The organism is bacterium (assembly GCA_035307765.1).
In the GTDB taxonomy this organism is placed as follows: Bacteria; Sysuimicrobiota; Sysuimicrobiia; order Sysuimicrobiales; family Segetimicrobiaceae; genus Segetimicrobium.
The window spans coordinates 1-17,545 of record DATGHU010000046.1; the positions used below are offsets into that span (position 1 = coordinate 1).

General features: G+C 66.3%; 17 protein-coding genes and 1 tRNA gene. 15 read left to right on the forward strand and 3 right to left on the reverse strand.

Annotated elements, in window-relative coordinates; genetic code table 11:
* From tuf to VKV57_16595, 4 genes are all read left to right on the forward strand, one after another.
* Window positions 1–136: elongation factor Tu (gene tuf, locus VKV57_16580; protein ID HLW61519.1), on the forward strand; the 136-nt coding region annotated here is incomplete at its 5' end.
* 46 nt (window positions 137–182) lie between these two features.
* The gene (gene rpmG, locus VKV57_16585; GenBank protein ID HLW61520.1) at window positions 183–335 is read left to right on the forward strand and encodes a 50S ribosomal protein L33; all 153 of its coding nucleotides are present in this window, start codon (window positions 183–185) and stop codon (window positions 333–335) included.
* Window positions 336–360: 25 nt separating this feature from the next.
* A tRNA-Trp gene (locus tag VKV57_16590) sits at window positions 361–436 on the forward strand.
* A gap of 117 nt (window positions 437–553) precedes the next feature.
* Window positions 554–913 (forward strand): cupin domain-containing protein, encoded by a 360-nt coding sequence (locus VKV57_16595; GenBank protein HLW61521.1) that lies wholly within the window; start codon window positions 554–556, stop codon window positions 911–913.
* A gap of 194 nt (window positions 914–1,107) precedes the next feature.
* On the opposite strand, the gene VKV57_16600 is transcribed toward VKV57_16595, so the two are convergent.
* Window positions 1,108–1,554, reverse strand: a complete 447-nt coding sequence (locus tag VKV57_16600; GenBank protein ID HLW61522.1) for a nuclear transport factor 2 family protein — start codon at window positions 1,552–1,554, stop codon at window positions 1,108–1,110.
* Between the two features lie 534 nt (window positions 1,555–2,088).
* On the opposite strand from VKV57_16600, the gene VKV57_16605 reads away from it, so the two are divergent.
* The 10 genes from VKV57_16605 (at window position 2,089) to VKV57_16650 (ending at window position 15,109) form a co-directional block, all read left to right on the forward strand.
* Window positions 2,089–3,072 (forward strand): hypothetical protein, encoded by a 984-nt coding sequence (locus VKV57_16605; GenBank protein ID HLW61523.1) that lies wholly within the window; start codon window positions 2,089–2,091, stop codon window positions 3,070–3,072.
* Window positions 3,073–3,171: 99 nt separating this feature from the next.
* The gene (secE, locus tag VKV57_16610; GenBank protein HLW61524.1) at window positions 3,172–3,513 is read left to right on the forward strand and encodes a preprotein translocase subunit SecE; all 342 of its coding nucleotides are present in this window, start codon (window positions 3,172–3,174) and stop codon (window positions 3,511–3,513) included.
* Between the two features lie 334 nt (window positions 3,514–3,847).
* A complete protein-coding gene (gene nusG, locus VKV57_16615; GenBank protein ID HLW61525.1) occupies window positions 3,848–4,351 on the forward strand; it encodes a transcription termination/antitermination protein NusG in 504 nt (167 codons plus the stop codon).
* A 24-nt stretch (window positions 4,352–4,375) separates the two neighbouring features.
* Window positions 4,376–4,795 (forward strand): 50S ribosomal protein L11, encoded by a 420-nt coding sequence (gene rplK, locus VKV57_16620; GenBank protein HLW61526.1) that lies wholly within the window; start codon window positions 4,376–4,378, stop codon window positions 4,793–4,795.
* Between the two features lie 76 nt (window positions 4,796–4,871).
* Window positions 4,872–5,588, forward strand: coding sequence for a 50S ribosomal protein L1 (gene rplA, locus VKV57_16625; GenBank protein HLW61527.1), 717 nt, complete (start codon window positions 4,872–4,874; stop codon window positions 5,586–5,588).
* A 222-nt stretch (window positions 5,589–5,810) separates the two neighbouring features.
* Entirely contained in the window at window positions 5,811–6,467 is a 657-nt protein-coding gene (gene rplJ, locus VKV57_16630) for a 50S ribosomal protein L10 (protein HLW61528.1), read from the forward strand.
* A 40-nt stretch (window positions 6,468–6,507) separates the two neighbouring features.
* Window positions 6,508–6,903 carry a 50S ribosomal protein L7/L12 gene (gene rplL, locus VKV57_16635; protein HLW61529.1) on the forward strand — a complete coding sequence of 132 codons (396 nt, stop codon included), beginning with the start codon at window positions 6,508–6,510 and terminating at the stop codon, window positions 6,901–6,903.
* Window positions 6,904–7,165: 262 nt separating this feature from the next.
* Window positions 7,166–10,804 carry a DNA-directed RNA polymerase subunit beta gene (gene rpoB / locus VKV57_16640; GenBank protein HLW61530.1) on the forward strand — a complete coding sequence of 1,213 codons (3,639 nt, stop codon included), beginning with the start codon at window positions 7,166–7,168 and terminating at the stop codon, window positions 10,802–10,804.
* A 100-nt stretch (window positions 10,805–10,904) separates the two neighbouring features.
* The gene (gene rpoC / locus VKV57_16645; GenBank protein ID HLW61531.1) at window positions 10,905–14,348 is read left to right on the forward strand and encodes a DNA-directed RNA polymerase subunit beta'; all 3,444 of its coding nucleotides are present in this window, start codon (window positions 10,905–10,907) and stop codon (window positions 14,346–14,348) included.
* A gap of 347 nt (window positions 14,349–14,695) precedes the next feature.
* Window positions 14,696–15,109 carry a hypothetical protein gene (locus VKV57_16650; GenBank protein ID HLW61532.1) on the forward strand — a complete coding sequence of 138 codons (414 nt, stop codon included), beginning with the start codon at window positions 14,696–14,698 and terminating at the stop codon, window positions 15,107–15,109.
* 762 nt (window positions 15,110–15,871) lie between these two features.
* Here VKV57_16650 and VKV57_16655 read toward each other — a convergent pair.
* Both VKV57_16655 and VKV57_16660 read right to left on the reverse strand, forming a co-directional pair.
* On the reverse strand, window positions 15,872–16,318 hold the full coding sequence (locus VKV57_16655) for an Hsp20/alpha crystallin family protein (GenBank protein HLW61533.1): 447 nt from the start codon (window positions 16,316–16,318) through the stop codon (window positions 15,872–15,874).
* A 72-nt stretch (window positions 16,319–16,390) separates the two neighbouring features.
* On the reverse strand, window positions 16,391–16,654 hold the full coding sequence (locus tag VKV57_16660) for a hypothetical protein (protein HLW61534.1): 264 nt from the start codon (window positions 16,652–16,654) through the stop codon (window positions 16,391–16,393).
* A 405-nt stretch (window positions 16,655–17,059) separates the two neighbouring features.
* On the opposite strand from VKV57_16660, the gene VKV57_16665 reads away from it, so the two are divergent.
* On the forward strand, window positions 17,060–17,545 hold a 486-nt coding region (locus VKV57_16665; GenBank protein HLW61535.1), incomplete at its 3' end, for an SPFH domain-containing protein.

Below are 17,545 nucleotides of genomic sequence, written 5' to 3' on the forward strand. Positions count from 1 at the left end.
GGTGATGCCGGGGGACAACGTGACGTTGGAGGCGGTGCTGATCACGCCGATCGCGTTGGAGGAAGGGCAGCGGTTTGCGGTGCGGGAAGGCGGGCGGACGGTGGGGGCCGGGGTGGTCGCCAAGATCATCGAGTAGACCCCCGCGAGCCCGGATGGACTGAGAAGGGTGGAGGGCACAAACGATGGCGCGTGACATCATTACCCTGGCCTGCACGGAGTGCAAGCGCCGGAACTACACGACGATGAAAAACAAGAAGAACACCCCGGATCGTGTCGAACACACGAAGTACTGCCGGTGGTGCCGCAAGCACACCGCGCACCGCGAAACGCGGTAGCGCCGCACGCGTGTGGTGATCACGCAGGGGCGTAGCTCAGTTGGTAGAGCGCCGGTCTCCAAAACCGGTGGCCGGGGGTTCAAGTCCCTCCGCCCCTGCCAAGTAAACTAAGGGTTTCCTCCATCGGCGCCTTCGGGCGCCCGCCCGTTTTGCTCATCAATGCTCATCAACGGGATCCACCAGTTAGCCATACGTCAAAACACCAAGGAGGAAACAAGATGGGCGCGATGACGTCAAAGAGCCTGAATGCACCGGATGAGACCCGCAAGTTCCCGAAGGGGACGCTCGAGCTCGTGACGCTGGGCGGTATTACTTTTGGCCGCGCCACCTTCGAACCAGGCTGGAAGTGGTCAGAATCGTTGAAGCCGATCGCGAAGACCAAGAGCTGCGAGGCACCGCATACTAACTACCACATCTCGGGACGGTTGCACGTGCGAATGGACGACGGCACAGAAGCGGAGTTTGGCCCGGGTGATGTATCGGTGCTGCCTCCGGGCCACGACGCTTGGGTCGTCGGGAACGAAAAGGTCGTCGTGATCGACATCACCGGAATGACCGCCTACGCCAAGCCCGTATAGCCGGGCTCTCCCGAACGCAGCACCAAGCGTTCGATATGCCGAGGAAGACACCGGGGCGTCCGGGATCACCGGGAAGAGGCGCGGTTAGCGCGACGGGAGCGCCGGCCCAGGGCGCCGAGACGAGATGACGGGGGAGACGTGGATCGTCGTCGCTGTGGTGCTTGTGAACTCCCTCCCCACCGCGGGTTCGCGCCCTAAAGGTCCCGCGTAAAGGCGGCGCGTCCCGTTTCCGGATTGAATGGGACGGAGATGTGTTCGTGAACGATCTGCCATCCGCCCCGAGTCCTCCGGCAGCCGGCGGTGTTTCGCATCCAGGTCCGCACCGCCGGGTGGTCCTTGTCCATTTCGGTGAAACGCCAAAGCCAGTGCGCAAGAGCCAGGTCGCCGCTCGCGGTGACGCTGAGGTCTCGCATCTCTGTTTGGAAAGCGTCCGGGAAGTGGGCGAGGCCCGCCTCCCACACCCGCCCCCAGGCCTCCGCCCCCTGGATCTGGAACGGAGGTCTCAGGTTGAACACGACGACATCCGCCGCGTAGTGGCTCATCAGTCGATCCAGGTCCTTCGCGCGGATGGCGCGCATCTGATCGTCGATGAGTTGACGCACTTCGTCGCGCGCTCGGGCGTCCTCGGGTGTCGTCGCCATCCCTGGCTCCTTTTGGCTCGTGTCCAAACATCGCGGAGACACGTCGCGCCACTGGTGTTTCCGGTTTGACGTTCCGCTCACCTTCGGAGCGTCGTCGATCCCGCTGCATCCGTACACAAACTTGATCTGAGACCGGCCAAGGAGTATCATCCCAGGTGCCGAAAAGCGCTCGGGCCTCTCATTTCCGGTCGGGCGTCAGGTATGGTGATGCGCTTCACGCTTGCTGATTTCCGGGTGCTGGACTCCAAAATGGGGAGACGGGGGAGGCAGAGCCTCCGCCCCGGCCGCCCGATATTGCGCCGCGCCCGGGCCTCCGCGTGGGGCACCGCCGATGCCCGCCCCCAGGACCCCTCCCGGCTGGTGGGGGAAGGCCCGACCGCCCGCGATCGTGGTGGTTGCGGTGGCGGGTTCTTTATTGAAGGAGACGACGCCAGCGAGCTCGTTCCAAAACGTCTGGCCGGCGGCCCGGTGGCCCCGGGTGCCGGCCCCCTGTGCAAACGTCCGTGGGCCGGAAGCGCCGGGTGGAGCTGAGGCGTGCCCTTTGAAGGCGTGGACCCGTGGCGCTGGCAGTACTTCGAGGGCGTGGACTGTCCCGAGTCCACGGTGATCCCGATCGACGATCCCACCGGCTGGCGGCTCTACCCCGATTATCGAGACGTCTACAACAAGTTGTTCGTGTGCGAGAGCCAAGGGATCCCCAACGGCCCCCACGGGGTGATGCCGAAGACGTTTCCGGTGTTCAGCAAGCCCGCCATGAACCTGCACGGCATGGGGATCGGCGGGCGAGTGATTCGCTCCGCGGCCGAGTGTGAGGCGAGCTTTACGCCGGGGCACATGTGGATGCAACTTCTGCGGGGCCGGCACATCAGCACCGATGTGGCCCTCGCCTCCGGCGTACCCCGCTGGTGGCGGCACACGGTGGGCAAAGCGCTGCCCCGCGGCATGTTCGACTACTGGACCCTTCTCGCCCGGCCGCTGCCGCGCCTTGAGCGGTATCTGCGGGCGTGGATCCGCCGAAATCTTCGCGGATTCACCGGGGTCGTGAACTTCGAGACGATCGGCGGCACGATCATCGAGTGCCACCTGCGGTTGTCGGAGCAGTGGGTCGACCTGAACGGGCCGGGATGGTTGGACAGCGTCGTGGCCCTGTACGTTCACGGAACGTGGCGCCTCGCCGCCCGCCCGAGGACCGGCTACAGCATCGTCCTGTTCGGATCCCACGGCACCGAGTACGCGATCGCTCCGGGCGCCGTCAACGAGCTGCGCCGGCGTCCCGGGCTGTCGAGCATCCAGATCACCTATCGCACGGACAAGCCGCGTGAGCAGCACGCCATGCCTCCGGGTGGATTCAGGCTGGCGATCGTGAACGCCTGGAGCCTCGCGGCCGGGCTGGCGGCGCGGCGAGATCTGAAACGGCTGTTTACGAGCGCGAGCCCCAACGGACGGCCGGCCCTCCGCGATGGGCGGCCCCCGGCGGGGCCGGTGCCGGCCGCCTGGGTGGGCCGCGGGGCGCGCTGAGCCGGCCGCGGAGCCAGTTTGGGCGTTGACAGCCCGGGCGGCATTGGTATAATGGGTTCGCACGCGGCAGGACGTCTTTTTTTGTTTGGGGGCAACTTCATGGCGCGCGCCACCGATGGGGCTTCCGGGCCCGCCCTTGGCAAGCCGGCCCGGGTGCCCGCGAGCGGGTTGACCTCCCCGGGCGGGGAGCGGGCGAAGGGAGCCGAAAAGCCGGCGGCCCGGCCGAGCAGGTCCGCGGTGCGCCGCCTGCCGCGGGTGTGGACGGTGGCGCTGCAGTTTCTGAGCGACGTCCGCGCGGAGATGAACCGGGTGGCCTGGCCGGACCGCCAGACCGTGATCGCCTCGACGATCGTCGTCGTCTTCGTCCTGGTGGTGACCGCGATCTACCTGGGCCTCTGGGATTACCTGTTTGCCACCTTGTTCACCTCCGTGTTCAAGTAACACCCTGATGCACCGACGAGGATAGCGGATGTCAGACGAACGCAACCGACCCCAAGGCGGGAAGCCGGACACCGCGGCTCTGATTCACAAGCTCTTTCGGGACGAACCGGAGGAGCCACAGCCGATCGCGCCCCCGCCCCCCGAGGACGCCGCGCAGACGTCCGGATCTTCGGTGGGCGTGGTCACCGCCCCGGAAGGGGAGGCCGTCGCGGTCGAGCCCGCCGCGGCGCCGTTCGCCGGGCTCCCCGCGACCGCAGAGGGGGTGGTCGAAGCCCCCCCCGCGGCGGAGGGCGAGCCGCCGGCCGGGGAGGGCGACGGCCGAGCCTGGTTCGTCATCCACACCTACTCGGGGTACGAGAACAAGGTCCACACGAACCTGGAGCGCCGCGTGGCCTCGATGGCGATGCAGCACAAGGTGTTCCGGATTCTGGTCCCCACCGAGGACGAGATCGAGGTCAAAGACGGGAAGCGGCGGATCGCCAAAAAGAAGGTCTTCCCCGGCTACGTGCTGGTGGAGATGATCATGGACGACGACTCGTGGTACGTCGTCCGGAACACGCCGGGGGTCACCGGCTTCGTGGGCTCGGGCAGCAAGCCGCTCCCGCTGCAGGACCGCGAGGTCAAGGCCATCCTCCGACAGCTGCGCGACGAGACCCCGAAGTTCCGGATCACCTACCAGAAGGGCTCCTCGGTCCGGATCAACTCCGGCCCGTTCATGGATTTCAGCGGGGTCGTCGACGAGATCCTGCCCGAGAAGGAGAAGGTGCGCGTGCTGGTGTCGATCTTCGGCCGGGAGACGCCGGTGGAGCTCGATTTCGCGCAGGTGGAGAAGATCTGACGCGCGCGCGTCCACGGAGGCGTTATGAAGAAGATTGCCGCCATCGTCAAACTGCAGATCCCCGCGGGGAAGGCCACCCCCGCCCCGCCGGTGGGGCCGGCGTTGGGCCAGCACGGCGTGAACATCATGGAGTTCTGCAAGTCCTACAACGAGAAGACGGCCAGGCAGGTGGGGACGATCGTCCCGGTGGAAATCACGGTCTTTGCCGACCGGACGTTCACCTTCGTCATGAAGACCCCCCCGGCTTCGGTGCTGCTGAAGAAGGCGGCGGGGCTGGAGAAGGCCTCCGGCGAGCCCAATAAAAAGAAGGTCGGGAAGGTGACCAAACAGCAGATCCGGGAGATCGCGGAAACGAAGCTCACGGATCTGAACACCAAGGACCTCGACGCGGCCATGCGCATGATCGAAGGCACGGCGCGGAGCATGGGGATCGAGGTCGGCTAACCCCTCCCGCGCATCCCGCGGGGTGCGCCGGGGGAACGCCGCCAAGTCGGGAACCGGCACGCAGGAGGGATACGAGATGGCCATGCACGGGAAGCGCTACCGAGAGGCGGCGAAGCTGATCGGCGAAGGGCAGGCGTACGATCCGCAGGCCGCCATCGCGATCATCAAGCAAATGCCCGGCACGAAGTTTGACCAGACGGTCGAGGTCGATATCCGCCTCGGGATCGACTCGAAGCAGGCGGATCAGCAGGTGCGGGGCACGGTCGTCCTGCCCCACGGGACGGGCAAGACCGTCCGCCTCCTGGTGTTCGCGAAGGGCGAGAAGGTGAAGGAAGCCCAGGAGGCCGGCGCCGACTACGTCGGGCTCGAGGAGTTCGTGGAGAAGATCCAGGGGGGCTGGCTCGAGTTTGATGTGGCCGCCGCGGCCCCCGACGTCATGAACGTGGTCGGCCGACTCGGCCGCGTGCTCGGCCCGCGGGGGCTGATGCCGAACCCCAAGGCAGGAACGGTCACCTTTGATCTGGCGCGGGCCGTGAAGGAGATCAAGGCCGGGAAGATCGAGTACCGCGTCGACAAGTTCGGCATCCTCCACGTGCCGGTGGGCAAGCTCTCCTTCGCGGAGCCGTCGCTGCTGGAGAACTTCACGGTGCTGCTGACCGCGATCCTCCGGGCAAAGCCGGCCTCCAGCAAGGGGCAGTACCTTCGAAGCATCAGCCTCTCCGCCACGATGAGCCCGGGCATCGCGATCGATCCGGCCAAGGTCTCGTCGCTGGCCACGGCGGGGGCGGCGTAGCGGCGCTCGGTTTGACTTCGCGGGGGGGTCGATGCTATAGTACGTGGCGTCGGCATCACCCAAACAGTAGTGCCGTAGACAACGGGTGCGCGGAGCGCGCGTAAAGGTCGGCCGACCGCCCGTCGAGGCTCACGCAGGTGGAGGGTCCTCGTCTACGGGGGGGCCTTTTTTCTTTCCCCCAGCGTGGGGGGTCCCGGGCGGGATGCCCGTAAGGAGGAATGGATGGCGAATCCGAGGCCGGAAAAGGTCGCGATGGTGGAGGAACTGGAGCAGCGGCTTCGTGGGGCGTCCATCGTCATCCTCACCGACTACCGGGGGCTGACCGTCGCGGAGATCGGGGCGCTCCGGGGACGGCTGCGGGACGCGAATGTCGACTACCGGGTGGCCAAGAACACGCTGCTCGCGCTCGCGGCCGAGCGGTGCGGGCTCCCCGCCCTCGCCGGCTTCCTGACCGGCCCGACCGCGGTGGTATTTGGGCGCGACGACCCGGGGGTGCCGGCGCGCGTGCTCCAGGAGTTCATCCGGCAGTACCGGAAGCTGGAGATCAAAGGCGGGGTCCTGGGAGGTCAGGCCCTCGACGCGGACGAGGTTCGGACCCTCGCCACGCTGCCCAGCCGCGGCGAATTGCTGAGCCGGGCGATCGGCATGATCCAGGCGCCCCTGCGGGCGGTCGTGATGACATTGAACGCGCCGGCGCGCGGGCTGGTGCAAGCCCTGGACGCCCTTCGCATCAAGCGGGAGCCCGAGCGCCCCGCCGCTTCGGCGGCAGACGCCGGGGACCCCGGAGGGGGCGAGCCTGCGGCGCCCGGCACGGAAGCGCCGGCCGCGGAGGACGGGGGGGCGGCGGCACCCGCGGCGACCGGTCAGACCGATCAATAATCAGATCGATCATTAATCACGGTAGTGGGAGGGAGACGCGATGGCAGAGAAGATGACCATTGACCAGATCGTTGATGGGATCGGCGACCTGTCCGCCCTGGATCTGTCGAAGCTGGTGAAGGCGCTGGAGGAGAAGTTCGGCGTCAGCGCCGCGGCGCCGATGATGGCGATGGTCGCTGCGGGCGGCGCGGCGGGGGCGGGCGCGGCCGCCGCGGTCGAGGAGCAGACCGAGTTCGACGCCATCCTCAAGGCGGTCGGCGACAAGAAGATCCAGGTCATCAAGGTGGTCCGCGAACTCACCGGCCTCGGCCTGAAAGAAGCCAAGGATCTGGTCGACGGCGCGCCCAAGCCGGTGAAGGAGAAGGTGGCCAAGCAAGAGGCCGAGGCGATCAAGGCCAAGCTCACCGAGGTCGGCGCCACGGTCGAGGTCAAGTAGCCTCGCGCTGCGCCCAGTCCCGCCAGTCCGCGCGCGCCCGGAGCGTTGGGGCACCCGCGGCTTGAGTGAGGGCGGACGCGAGCGGCTCAAGCCGCTTGACGGGAAACCCCGGTCGGTGATAACATAGCATTTACTGCTATAATGCTATTTTGCCGAACCCATCTCGATCCTGGGGTCCCAGGCCTACAGCGGACGCGAGGCGTGACTTCCTTTGCGTCCGCATGCCCATTCTGGACGTGAGTTTCACCTGGAGGCGAAACCAGTGAAGGGGAAAGTCGCATCGCCCAAGGGCAGGACGAAGAGCGTGGCGGGGAAGAAGGGCGCCCGGATCAAGCCGGGTGCGGTTCGCCTTGTGGCCAAGGAGTTCGCGCGCGCGCGGCTCCAACGCGTGGCGCCCCCGGGCGAGCGCAAGCGTCGCCCGCGCATCATGCGCACCATTCTGCTGGACACGAAGACGGAGCGGGCGCCGGTCGCCCTCTTTCAGGCTCCGCCGCCGGCCGCCCCGTCGCACACCGGGGTCCGCACGCTCAAAGGGGTCGGTGAGGTCAAGGTGACCCGGTACGGGAAGCGCAGCCGGGTGAGCTTCGCCAAGATCCCGAGCGTGCTCGATGCCCCCAACATGATCGAGATCCAGCGTGAGTCCTTCAAGTGGTTCCTGCGGGAGGGGATCCGGGAGGTGTTCGAAGAGGTCTCCCCGATCAAGGACTTTACCGGGAACCTCGAGCTCCACTTCGCGGTGGGGCGCCGGCGGTCCCGGACCCCGCAGGAGGACGAGCACGGCGATATGCACTTGGAGTTCGACGGGTACCGGCTGGAACAGCTCAAGTACTCCGTCGACGAGTGCCGGGAGCGCGACTACAACTACAGCGCCGCCCTGAAGGTTCAAGTCCGCCTGGTGATCAAGGAGACCGGCGAGATCAAGGAGCAGGAAGTCTTCATGGGGGACTTCCCGCTCATGACCGAGCAGGGGACCTTCGTGATCAACGGGGCCGAGCGGGTGGTGGTCAGCCAGCTCGTGCGCTCGCCCGGCGTCTACTACAGCATGGCCCCCGATACTAACGGCCGCCTGCTCCCCGCCGCGACCGTGATTCCCCACCGGGGGGCCTGGCTCGAGCTCGAGGTCGACGCCAACGGGGTGATCTTCGTCCGCATCGACCGGACCCGGAAGCTGCCGGTGACGGTCCTGCTGCGGGCCCTCGGCTACGCGAACGACGAGGATATCCTCAAGCTGTACGGGAGCGACAAAGCGGTCCAAGCGACGCTGCACAAGGACGACACCAAGACGACGGAGGAAGCGCTGCTCGGCATCTACCGCCGCCTCCGCCCCGGCGATCCGCCGACGATCGAGAGCGCCCGCACCCTGCTCAACACGCTGTTCTTCGACCCACGGCGGTATGACCTCGGCCGGGTCGGCCGCTACAAGCTGGACAAGAAGCTGGGACTGAAGCCCGCCCCCGCGGGAACGGCCGATGCCCGGGTGATCAAGTCCAAGGACATCGTCGAGATCGTCCGCTATCTCATCGAGTTGCACAACGGCGAAGGCAAGCCGGACGACATCGACCATCTCGGGAACCGTCGGGTGCGCTCGGTGGGCGAGCTTCTCCAGAACCAGTTCCGGATCGGGATGCTGCGCATGGAGCGGGTGATCCGGGAGCGGATGACGATCCAGGACGCCGGGGCGATCACCCCGCAGGTGCTGATCAACATCCGCCCGGTCGTCGCGGCGATCAAGGAGTTCTTCGGGTCGAGCCAGCTGTCGCAGTTCATGGACCAGACCAACCCCCTGGCCGAGCTCACCCACAAGCGCCGTCTGTCGGCGCTCGGCCCGGGCGGGCTCAGCCGCGAGCGGGCCGGGTTCGAGGTGCGCGACGTGCACACCTCGCACTACGGGCGGATGTGCCCGATCGAGACGCCGGAGGGACCGAACATCGGGCTGATCTCGTCGCTCGCCACCTTTGCCCGGGTCAACCCCTACGGGTTCATCGAAACCCCGTACCGCAAGGTGAAGGACGCACGGGTGAGCCGGTCGATCGAGTACCTGACCGCGGACGACGAGGAGAAGCACACGATCGCCCAGGCCAACGCGAAGATCAACCAGGACGGCAAGTTGACCGAGTCCCGGGTGACGGCCCGGCGCGGCAGCGCGATCGTGTTGGTTCCGCCCGACAAGATCGACTACATGGACGTGTCGCCGAAGCAGATCGTGAGCATCGCCACGGCGCTGATTCCGTTCCTCGAGCACGACGACTCGAATCGGGCGCTGATGGGGTCCAACATGCAGCGCCAGGCCGTGCCCCTCCTGCGCACCGAGGCGCCGCTGGTCGGCACCGGCATGGAGTACCGGGCCGCGATTGACTCCGGGGCGGTCGTGGTGGCGCGCGAGGCCGGGGTGGTCGACAGCGTGATGGGCGACGCCATCGTCATCAAGCCCGACCGGGGCAAGGAGCGCACGTACAAGCTGGTCAAATTCCAGCGCAGCAACCAGGGCACGTGCATCAACCAGCGCCCCATCGTCGAGGCCGGCGAGCACGTGGACGCCGGGGATGTGATCGCGGACGGCCCGTGTACGGACCAGGGGGAGATGGCGCTCGGCCACAACGTGCTGGTCGCGTTCATGCCCTGGGAAGGCTACAACTACGAGGACGCGATCCTGATCAGCGAACGGCTGATCAAGAAGGACCTGTTCACGAGCATCCACATCGAGGAGTATGAGGTGGAGGCCCGGGACACCAAGCTGGGGCCGGAAGAGATCACGCGGGACATCCCCAATGTGGGCGAGGAGGCGCTGCGCGACCTCGACGAAGCGGGGATCGTGCGCATCGGCGCCGAGGTCCGCAGCGGGGACATCCTGGTGGGCAAGGTGACCCCCAAGGGTGAGACCGAGCTCACCGCCGAGGAGCGGCTGCTGCGGGCGATCTTCGGCGAGAAGGCCCGCGAAGTCCGCGACACCTCGCTCAAGGTCCCCCACGGCGAGAAGGGCAAGGTCGTCGCGGTGAAGGTGTTCACCCGGGAAGCCGGCGATGAGCTCAGCCCCGGCGTCAACGAGCTCGTGCGCGTCTACGTCGCCCAGAAGCGCAAGATCACCGTGGGCGACAAGATGGCCGGGCGCCACGGCAACAAGGGCGTGGTGAGCAAGATCCTGCCGCCGGAGGAGATGCCGTATCTCCCCGACGGGACCCCGGTGGACATCGTGCTCAACCCGCTCGGGGTGCCGTCCCGGATGAACGTCGGGCAGGTGCTGGAGACGCACCTGGGGTGGGCCGCGGCGCTCCTCGGCTTCCACGCGGAGAGCCCGGTCTTCGACGGCCCGCGCGAGGACGAGATCCGCGAGATGCTGAAGAAGGCGTCCAAGACCGACGAGGGCGCCCGGGTCGGGATCGGTGAGACCGGCAAGACGACCCTGTACGACGGCCGCTCGGGCGAGAAGTTCGCGCAGCCGGTGACGGTCGGACAGATCTACATGATGAAGCTGCTCCATCTCGTCGAGGACAAGATCCACGCGCGGTCCACCGGCCCGTACTCGCTCATCACCCAGCAGCCGCTCGGCGGCAAGGCACAGTTCGGCGGCCAGCGGTTCGGCGAGATGGAGGTCTGGGCGCTCGAGGCGTACGGCTCGGCGAATACGCTGCAGGAGCTGCTCACCGTGAAATCGGACGACGTCGTCGGCCGGGTGAAAACCTACGAGGCGATCGTCAAGGGCGAGAACATCCAGGAACCCGGGGTGCCGGAGTCCTTCAAGGTGCTGGTCAAGGAGCTGCACAGCCTCTGCCTGGACGTCAAGGTCCTGAGCGAGGATCAGAAGGAGATCGAGCTCAAGGAGATCGAGGAAGACATCGCCGAGACCGCGCGCGCCCTGGGGATCAACCTGGAAGGCGAAGAGGCGCTGGTCGAGGAGTATTAGCCGCCCCCCCGCCGACCCCACCCGCGACGCGGGGGGAGTCGGCGGCAGAAGCGGTCGATACGTGGGGACAGACTGCGTGACCCTGGAGGGGCGTTGAGCGATGCAGGATGTTAACAATTTCTCCGCCGTGAAGATCGCGCTCGCGTCCCCGGACCGGATCCGTCTGTGGTCCCGGGGCGAAGTGAAGAAGCCCGAGACGATCAACTATCGGACGCTCAAGCCCGAGCGGGATGGGTTGTTCTGCGAGCGGATCTTCGGGCCCACCAAAGACTGGGAGTGTCACTGCGGGAAGTACAAGCGGATCCGGTTCAAGGGGATTATCTGCGACCGTTGCGGCGTTGAGGTGACCCGCGCCAAGGTGCGCCGGGAACGGATGGGCCACATCGAGTTGGCCGCCCCGGTCTGCCACATCTGGTACCTGAAAGGGGTGCCCAGCCGGACCGGCCTGATGCTGGACATGTCCCCGCGGGCCCTGGAGCGGGTGGTGTATTTCGCCTCGTACGTCGTGACCGACCCCGGCCACGTGAAGGGGTTGGCGAAGAAGCAGCTCCTGACCGAGGCCGAGTACCGCGAGCTGCGCGAGAAGCACGGGAACGCCTTTAAGGCCGGGATCGGGGCGGAGTCGATCAAGGAACTGCTGACCGAGCTCAGCCCCGACGCGGTGACGAAGAAGCTGCGCGTCGAGCTCAAGACGGCCAGCGGTCAGAAGCGGATGAAGATCCTGAAGCGGCTCGAGGTCGTCGAGGCGTTCCGCAAGAGCGGCAACAAGCCCGACTGGATGATCCTGGACGTCATCCCGGTGATCCCGCCGGACCTGCGGCCGATGGTGCAGCTGGACGGCGGCCGGTTTGCGACCAGCGACCTCAACGACCTGTACCGGCGGGTGATCAACCGCAACAACCGGCTGAAGCGGCTCCTCGATCTCGGCGCGCCGGAGATCATCGTGCGCAACGAGAAGCGGATGCTGCAGGAGGCCGTGGACGCGCTGATCGACAACGGCCGGCGCGGCCGCCCGGTCACGGGGCCGAACAACCGGCCGCTCAAGTCGCTTTCCGACATGCTGAAGGGCAAGCAGGGGCGGTTCCGCCAGAACCTCCTCGGCAAGCGCGTCGACTACTCGGGCCGCTCGGTGATCGTGGTCGGGCCGAACCTCCGGCTGCACCAGTGCGGCCTGCCCAAGGAGATGGCGCTCGAGCTCTTCAAGCCGTTCGTCATGAAGAAGCTCGTCGACCGCGGGCTCAGCCAGAACATCAAGAGCGCGAAGCGGATGGTCGAGCGCGCGCGGCCGGAGGTGTGGGACGTGCTCGAGGAAGTCGTGCACGAGCACCCGGTGCTGCTCAATCGCGCCCCGACGCTCCACCGGCTCGGGATCCAGGCGTTCGAGCCGGTGCTGATCGAGGGCAAGGCGATCCAGGTGCACCCGCTCGTCTGCACGGCCTACAACGCCGACTTCGACGGTGACCAGATGGCGATACACGTGCCGCTCTCGGCGGCGTCGCAGGCGGAGGCGCGCGTCCTGATGCTCTCCGCCTACAACATCCTCTCGCCGGCGTACGGTCGCGCGATCACGTCGCCGACGCGCGACATCGTGTTCGGCTGCTACTACCTGACGCTCGAGCGGACGGGCGCCCCGGGCGAAGGGAAGATCTTCTCGCGGCCGGACGAGGTCATCCTCGCCTACGAGAGCGGCATCGTGGACCTCCACGCCAAGATCAAGGTCCGGCTCAGCCACGACGGCGAGCTGATCGAGACGACCGTCGGGCGGGTGATCTTCAACGAGGCGATTCCGGAGGAGCTGCGGTTCATCAACGAGGTCTGCGACCGGAAGATCCTCTCGCAGATCGTCTCGGAAGCCTACAACCGGCTCGGCTCGACGAAAACGGTGCAGCTCCTGGACAGCATCAAGGACCTGGGGTTCCACTTCGCGACGGTGAGCGGCAGCGGCATCGCGCTCTCCGACATCGTCATCCCCAAGGAGAAGGAAGAGATCCTCGCCAAGGCGGACAAGGAGGTCGATGCGGTCGACACCCAGTATCGCCGCGGCCTGATCACCAACGAGGAGCGCTACCTCAAGACGGTCGATGTCTGGACCGAGGCCACGGAGACGATCACCCGGAGGATGCTGAGCGGGTTCGATCCGTTCAATCCGCTGTACATGATGGCCCAGTCGGGCGCGCGGGGCAACATCCAGCAGATCCGCCAGCTCGCGGGGATGCGCGGCCTCATGACCGACCCCTCCGGGCGGATCATCGAGCTGCCGATCAAGGCCAACTTCCGCGAGGGGCTGACCGTGCTGGAATACTTCATCAGCACGCACGGGCAGCGCAAGGGGCTCGCCGACACGGCGATCCGGACCTCCGAGTCCGGCTACCTGACGCGGCGGCTCGTGGACGTCGCCCAGGACGTGATCGTCCGCGCGGACGACTGCCAGACGACCTCCGGCGTCGAGATGGCCCCGATCATGGACGGCAGCCAGGTCGTGGTGTCGCTGGCCGACCGGATCACCGGCCGGGTCGCGGCCGAGGACGTCCTGGCGCCGCGCGGCAAGAAGGTCCTGGTCGAGGCCGGCCAGGAGATCGAAGAGGCCGCGGCCGAGGAGATCGAGGCCGCCGGGATCACGGCCGTGTCCGTGCGCTCCGTGCTGTCCTGCAAGACCCGGTTCGGCATCTGCGCCCGGTGCTACGGCCGCAACCTGGCGAGCGGCAAGCTCGTCGAGATCGGCGAGGCGGTCGGCATCATCGCCGCGCAGTCGATCGGCGAGCCGGGTACGCAGCTGACGATGCGGACGTTCCACACTGGCGGCGTCGCCGGGTTCGACATCACCCAGGGTCTGCCCCGGGTGGAGGAACTGTTCGAGGCCCGCCGCCCCAAGGGCCAGGCCGTGATCAGCGAGATCGACGGCAAGGTCCACGTCTCCGAGAGCAAGAGCGCGCGGGTGCTCACCGTGAGCGGTCGCGACGACGAACGGGAGTATCCAGTGGCCTCCGGCGTCCGCCTGCGCGTCGCCGACGGGGACAAGGTCTCCGCCGGGGATCAGCTGACCGACGGCTCGGTCAACCCGCACGATATTCTCCGGATCAAGGGGCTGGCGGCCGTGCAGGGCTATCTCGTGCAGGAGATCCAGAGCGTCTACCGCTCCCAGGGCGTGGACATCAACGACAAGCACATCGAGATCATCGTCCGCCAGATGCTGCGGCGGGTGAAGGTCGAGGAGCCGGGCGACACCGAGTTCGCCCCCGGCGAGCTTGTGGACGTCTTCGCGCTCGATGGGGAGAACACGCGGGCGATGGCGTCGCGCAAGGAGCCGGCGACGGCGCGCCCGGTGCTGCTTGGGATCACCAAGGCCTCGCTCGCGACGGAGAGCTTCCTCTCGGCGGCGAGCTTCCAGGAAACGGCGCGGGTCCTGACCGACGCCGCGATCAAGGGTAAGGTAGACCCGCTCCTCGGACTCAAGGAAAACGTGATCATCGGCAAGCTGATCCCGGCCGGGACGGGGATGCCCTGCTACCGCTCGATCAAGATCTCGGTGGAAGGCCTGTCGTAGGCGCGCCGACCGGCCGCTGCAAGGCATCCGAGTAGTATCCCGATCCGGGGCGCTACCTATTATAGGGGGCATGCTGACGGCATCCGTGTCGTGGCTCAGTAGTCCTGTCACCTCAGCGGATGAATGAAAATGTCACCTTTCTGGGGCTGGCGCTGCTTGCGCCGAGCGCCCGTCAGCAGGAGTGGTCGCCAGGGATGATTCGCCGTAAGGATTGAGGGCTCCGAAGCAACCGGAGCCTAAAGGACCCCTCAAGAGCCGGGCGAACACGGGCTCAATAGAAGCGGATCGCGCAGCCTGTACCGGGGGAGAGGATATCGACACGAAAGACCACTAGGGAGGAGATACAGATGCCTGACACAATTCGTCTCGTTGACTACTTCTACATTGCGACCGCCGACAAGCCGGGGGAGGGCGCGCGCAGCCTACAGCACCTCGAGAATACCGGCGTGAGCCTGGTGGTCGTGCACGCGTTTCCGGCCGGCCGGAGGACGCAGGTGGACGTTGTGCCCGCGAGTAGCGAGGCGTTCAAGGCCGCGGCCAAGGCGGCCAAGTGGAAGGTGGTCGGGCCGAAGAAGGCGTTCGTGATCGACGGTGAAGACCGCACCGGGGCGCTGGTGGACTACTTCGCGAAGCTGGGTGACGCGAAGATCAACGTGACCGCGAACAGCGCGATCGCGGCCGGAGCCGGCAGGTTCGGAGCGATTCTGTGGGTCAAGCCGAGGGATGTGAAGCGGGCCGCGAAGGTGCTCGGCGTCGGCTAAGAGCGTGCCGTCGTTGCTTCGAGATCGTTGCCGCCAGACGAACGGCCGAGCGGCGTCTCTCTGACTTCCACAAGCGCCTCGGCTGCGAAGGGCCGCCGAGACCGATCGCCGGCAGCCCAACCGGTGTGCCGTCGAGCTCGCGCGGATCGCCTCCGTTGTTCGACTCCTACGCGATCTCCGCACCACGCCTCGACGACGGAAGGGGCGATGTTGGGGTGCCCCTGATGCCAGCCGTTAATTTCTCGGCAAGACCCATCGCTCCCAATCCAAGGAGCAGGTGCAATGCCTTGCCCCCCCTTGCCACCCCGGGCCGGCGGCCCCATCTACGGCCGCCCCGAGGGGGCCCCGGTCACTCCAGGCGGCACTCGGCGGGCTCGTGGGTATTCGGGTAGCCTCAGCTGTCCCGGCAATTGGGGAGAGCTATTCTCGGGCAACGACCTGTACAAGACGGTTGGGTCTTGTACACTCGAGCCGATAGAAGCGCTCTAGCTTTGGTCGCCGGCGGAATCTCGCTCCGGACGTGCCTAAGCCGTCAGGACGGCGGCCTCTTGGCGTTGGCCGGTCGCTGAAGATCGAAACCGCTTGATGCTCCGGGGAACGTCTCCTACCCGATCCTGGACGTACATTAAAGACGCGCCGACCGGGAACGGCATCGCGCCGCTGTTTACGAAGTGATTACGCGGCCAGCCGGGCGGCGCTGATGAGGCGCCAGCCGTGCGGGAAGGAGCGGTGCTCACGCCCCCCCCGACGGCATGGGCTATGCTACTTGACTTCTACCTTGACGGTCGTATCCTTGGCTCGGTCCGACTTTGGCAGTCTTACTTCGAGCATTCCATCGTTGTAGGATGCCGTTGCCTCAGTCCCCTTCACCTCTGTGGGGAGAGGCACGGTTCGGAGAAATGTTCCATATTGCAACTCGCGCCGATAATAGTTGCAGTCCTCCTGCGGTGCGTGCTTCGTCGACCCCTTAACCGTGACGGCATCATTGGTGATGGTAATGTCCACCTGTTTCGGATCGACGTTGGGCAGCGCCGCCTTGATCACCACCTCATGCGCATTTTCGAACACCTCAACCGGCGGCTGCCACTCCATGTCAGGCCCGACGCTCTCGCGCGTCCACGACGCTGGCACACCATTCAGGAGTCCACCAAGTTGGCGACGCATCTCTTGCAAGTCCTCATCAAAGATCGGCCTTCGCATAAGAATCATATTGTTACCTCCCACGTTCTATGGTTCACACCAGCCCCACCCCCATAGCGAGTGTGGGTGCCGGTGTCGATTTCATGACGCGATACGTTGAATAGGTTCAAGGCTACCGACATTGCGCGCCAAGTAGTCGCGGCCGCGCTCCGTGATCACCGCGTGCCCCAATCCGCTCCGAACTCGCCTCCACGTCGCCAACCCGTAGTCGGCGCAGTAGAGAAGATGGCGTTCCACGACCTCCCGCACAAGGCCAAGATGCTCACCCAGCACGGAGCTGTTCGCGCCGGCTGGCTGATCCCGTAACGCAGTCAATACCAGGTTCCGTTCGTTGTCGATCGCCATGGTCGCCCTCCTCAGGAGTTGCTCTGGTCGCATAGGTTGCGATCGGGTACCTTCTCCTCCGAGGAACCGACCGAGTGCGGGGACATGGCCGTGGACGTAAGGAAGGGGAAGCACTTTTAGTATACGCTTATTTGAGCAGAGAAGCGAAGCCGGCAAGGAGCCTCATCGGTCTAGATCTGGGCGCTTACCTCCGCTGGCGCATGCTTCCACCGCTCCAGCCCATGCCAGGGGGATGCGTCGACGCGCAGCGGGCCTGCACGAAGGTGGCGGGTGATTCTAGAGGCAAGCAAGGCATGCACGACCAGCACCGAGAGATGCCCGGTCTCAAAAGGGAGACGGTAGCATCCGCGGCAGAAGCGAAGGGCGCTGCGAGGAACAGGGGGCCGGTCCCGTGGAGGCGAAAGGGTGCGGGACCGGGGGGTCACCATGGGAACTGGGTTCGCGATCGCAGTTGTCATCGTCGCCTTGCTCCTGGCGTATAACGGGGTCAAGATTGTCCGCGACTACCAGCGCCTGGTGGTGTTCCGCCTCGGCCGCAGCTTCGGCCCAAAGGGTCCAGGAATCGTCTACCTGATCCCGATCGTCGACAAGGCGGTGTGGGTGGACCTCCGGGAGGCGTTCCTCGAGATCCCCGCGCAGACATGCATCACCAAGGATAACGCGCCGATCTCCATTGATTTCCTGATTTACTGGAAGGTGTTCGACCCGCAGCTCACCGTCATCCAGGTAGGCAACTTCGCCGGCGCTGCACAGGGGATCGCCACGACCGGGCTGCGCGCAGTGATCGGCGACCTCAGCCTCGACGACGCCCTGACGAAGCGGGACCGGATCAACCAAGTCATGCGCGCCAAGCTCGACGAGGTCACGGAGCGGTGGGGGGTCAAGGTGACC

Excerpts from the sequence above, each read along its gene's own strand:
- rpmG (HLW61520.1), top strand. The coding sequence starts at position 183 with ATGGCGCGTGACATCATTACCCTGGCCTGCACGGAGTGCAAGCGCCGG.
- VKV57_16595 (HLW61521.1), top strand. The coding sequence starts at position 554 with ATGGGCGCGATGACGTCAAAGAGCCTGAATGCACCGGATGAGACCCGC.
- VKV57_16600 (HLW61522.1), bottom strand. The coding sequence starts at position 1,554 with ATGGCGACGACACCCGAGGACGCCCGAGCGCGCGACGAAGTGCGTCAA.
- secE (HLW61524.1), top strand. The coding sequence starts at position 3,172 with ATGGCGCGCGCCACCGATGGGGCTTCCGGGCCCGCCCTTGGCAAGCCG.
- rplK (HLW61526.1), top strand. The coding sequence starts at position 4,376 with ATGAAGAAGATTGCCGCCATCGTCAAACTGCAGATCCCCGCGGGGAAG.
- rplA (HLW61527.1), top strand. The coding sequence starts at position 4,872 with ATGGCCATGCACGGGAAGCGCTACCGAGAGGCGGCGAAGCTGATCGGC.
- rplJ (HLW61528.1), top strand. The coding sequence starts at position 5,811 with ATGGCGAATCCGAGGCCGGAAAAGGTCGCGATGGTGGAGGAACTGGAG.
- rplL (HLW61529.1), top strand. The coding sequence starts at position 6,508 with ATGGCAGAGAAGATGACCATTGACCAGATCGTTGATGGGATCGGCGAC.
- rpoC (HLW61531.1), top strand. The coding sequence starts at position 10,905 with ATGCAGGATGTTAACAATTTCTCCGCCGTGAAGATCGCGCTCGCGTCC.
- VKV57_16650 (HLW61532.1), top strand. The coding sequence starts at position 14,696 with ATGCCTGACACAATTCGTCTCGTTGACTACTTCTACATTGCGACCGCC.
- VKV57_16655 (HLW61533.1), bottom strand. The coding sequence starts at position 16,318 with ATGATTCTTATGCGAAGGCCGATCTTTGATGAGGACTTGCAAGAGATG.
- VKV57_16660 (HLW61534.1), bottom strand. The coding sequence starts at position 16,654 with ATGGCGATCGACAACGAACGGAACCTGGTATTGACTGCGTTACGGGAT.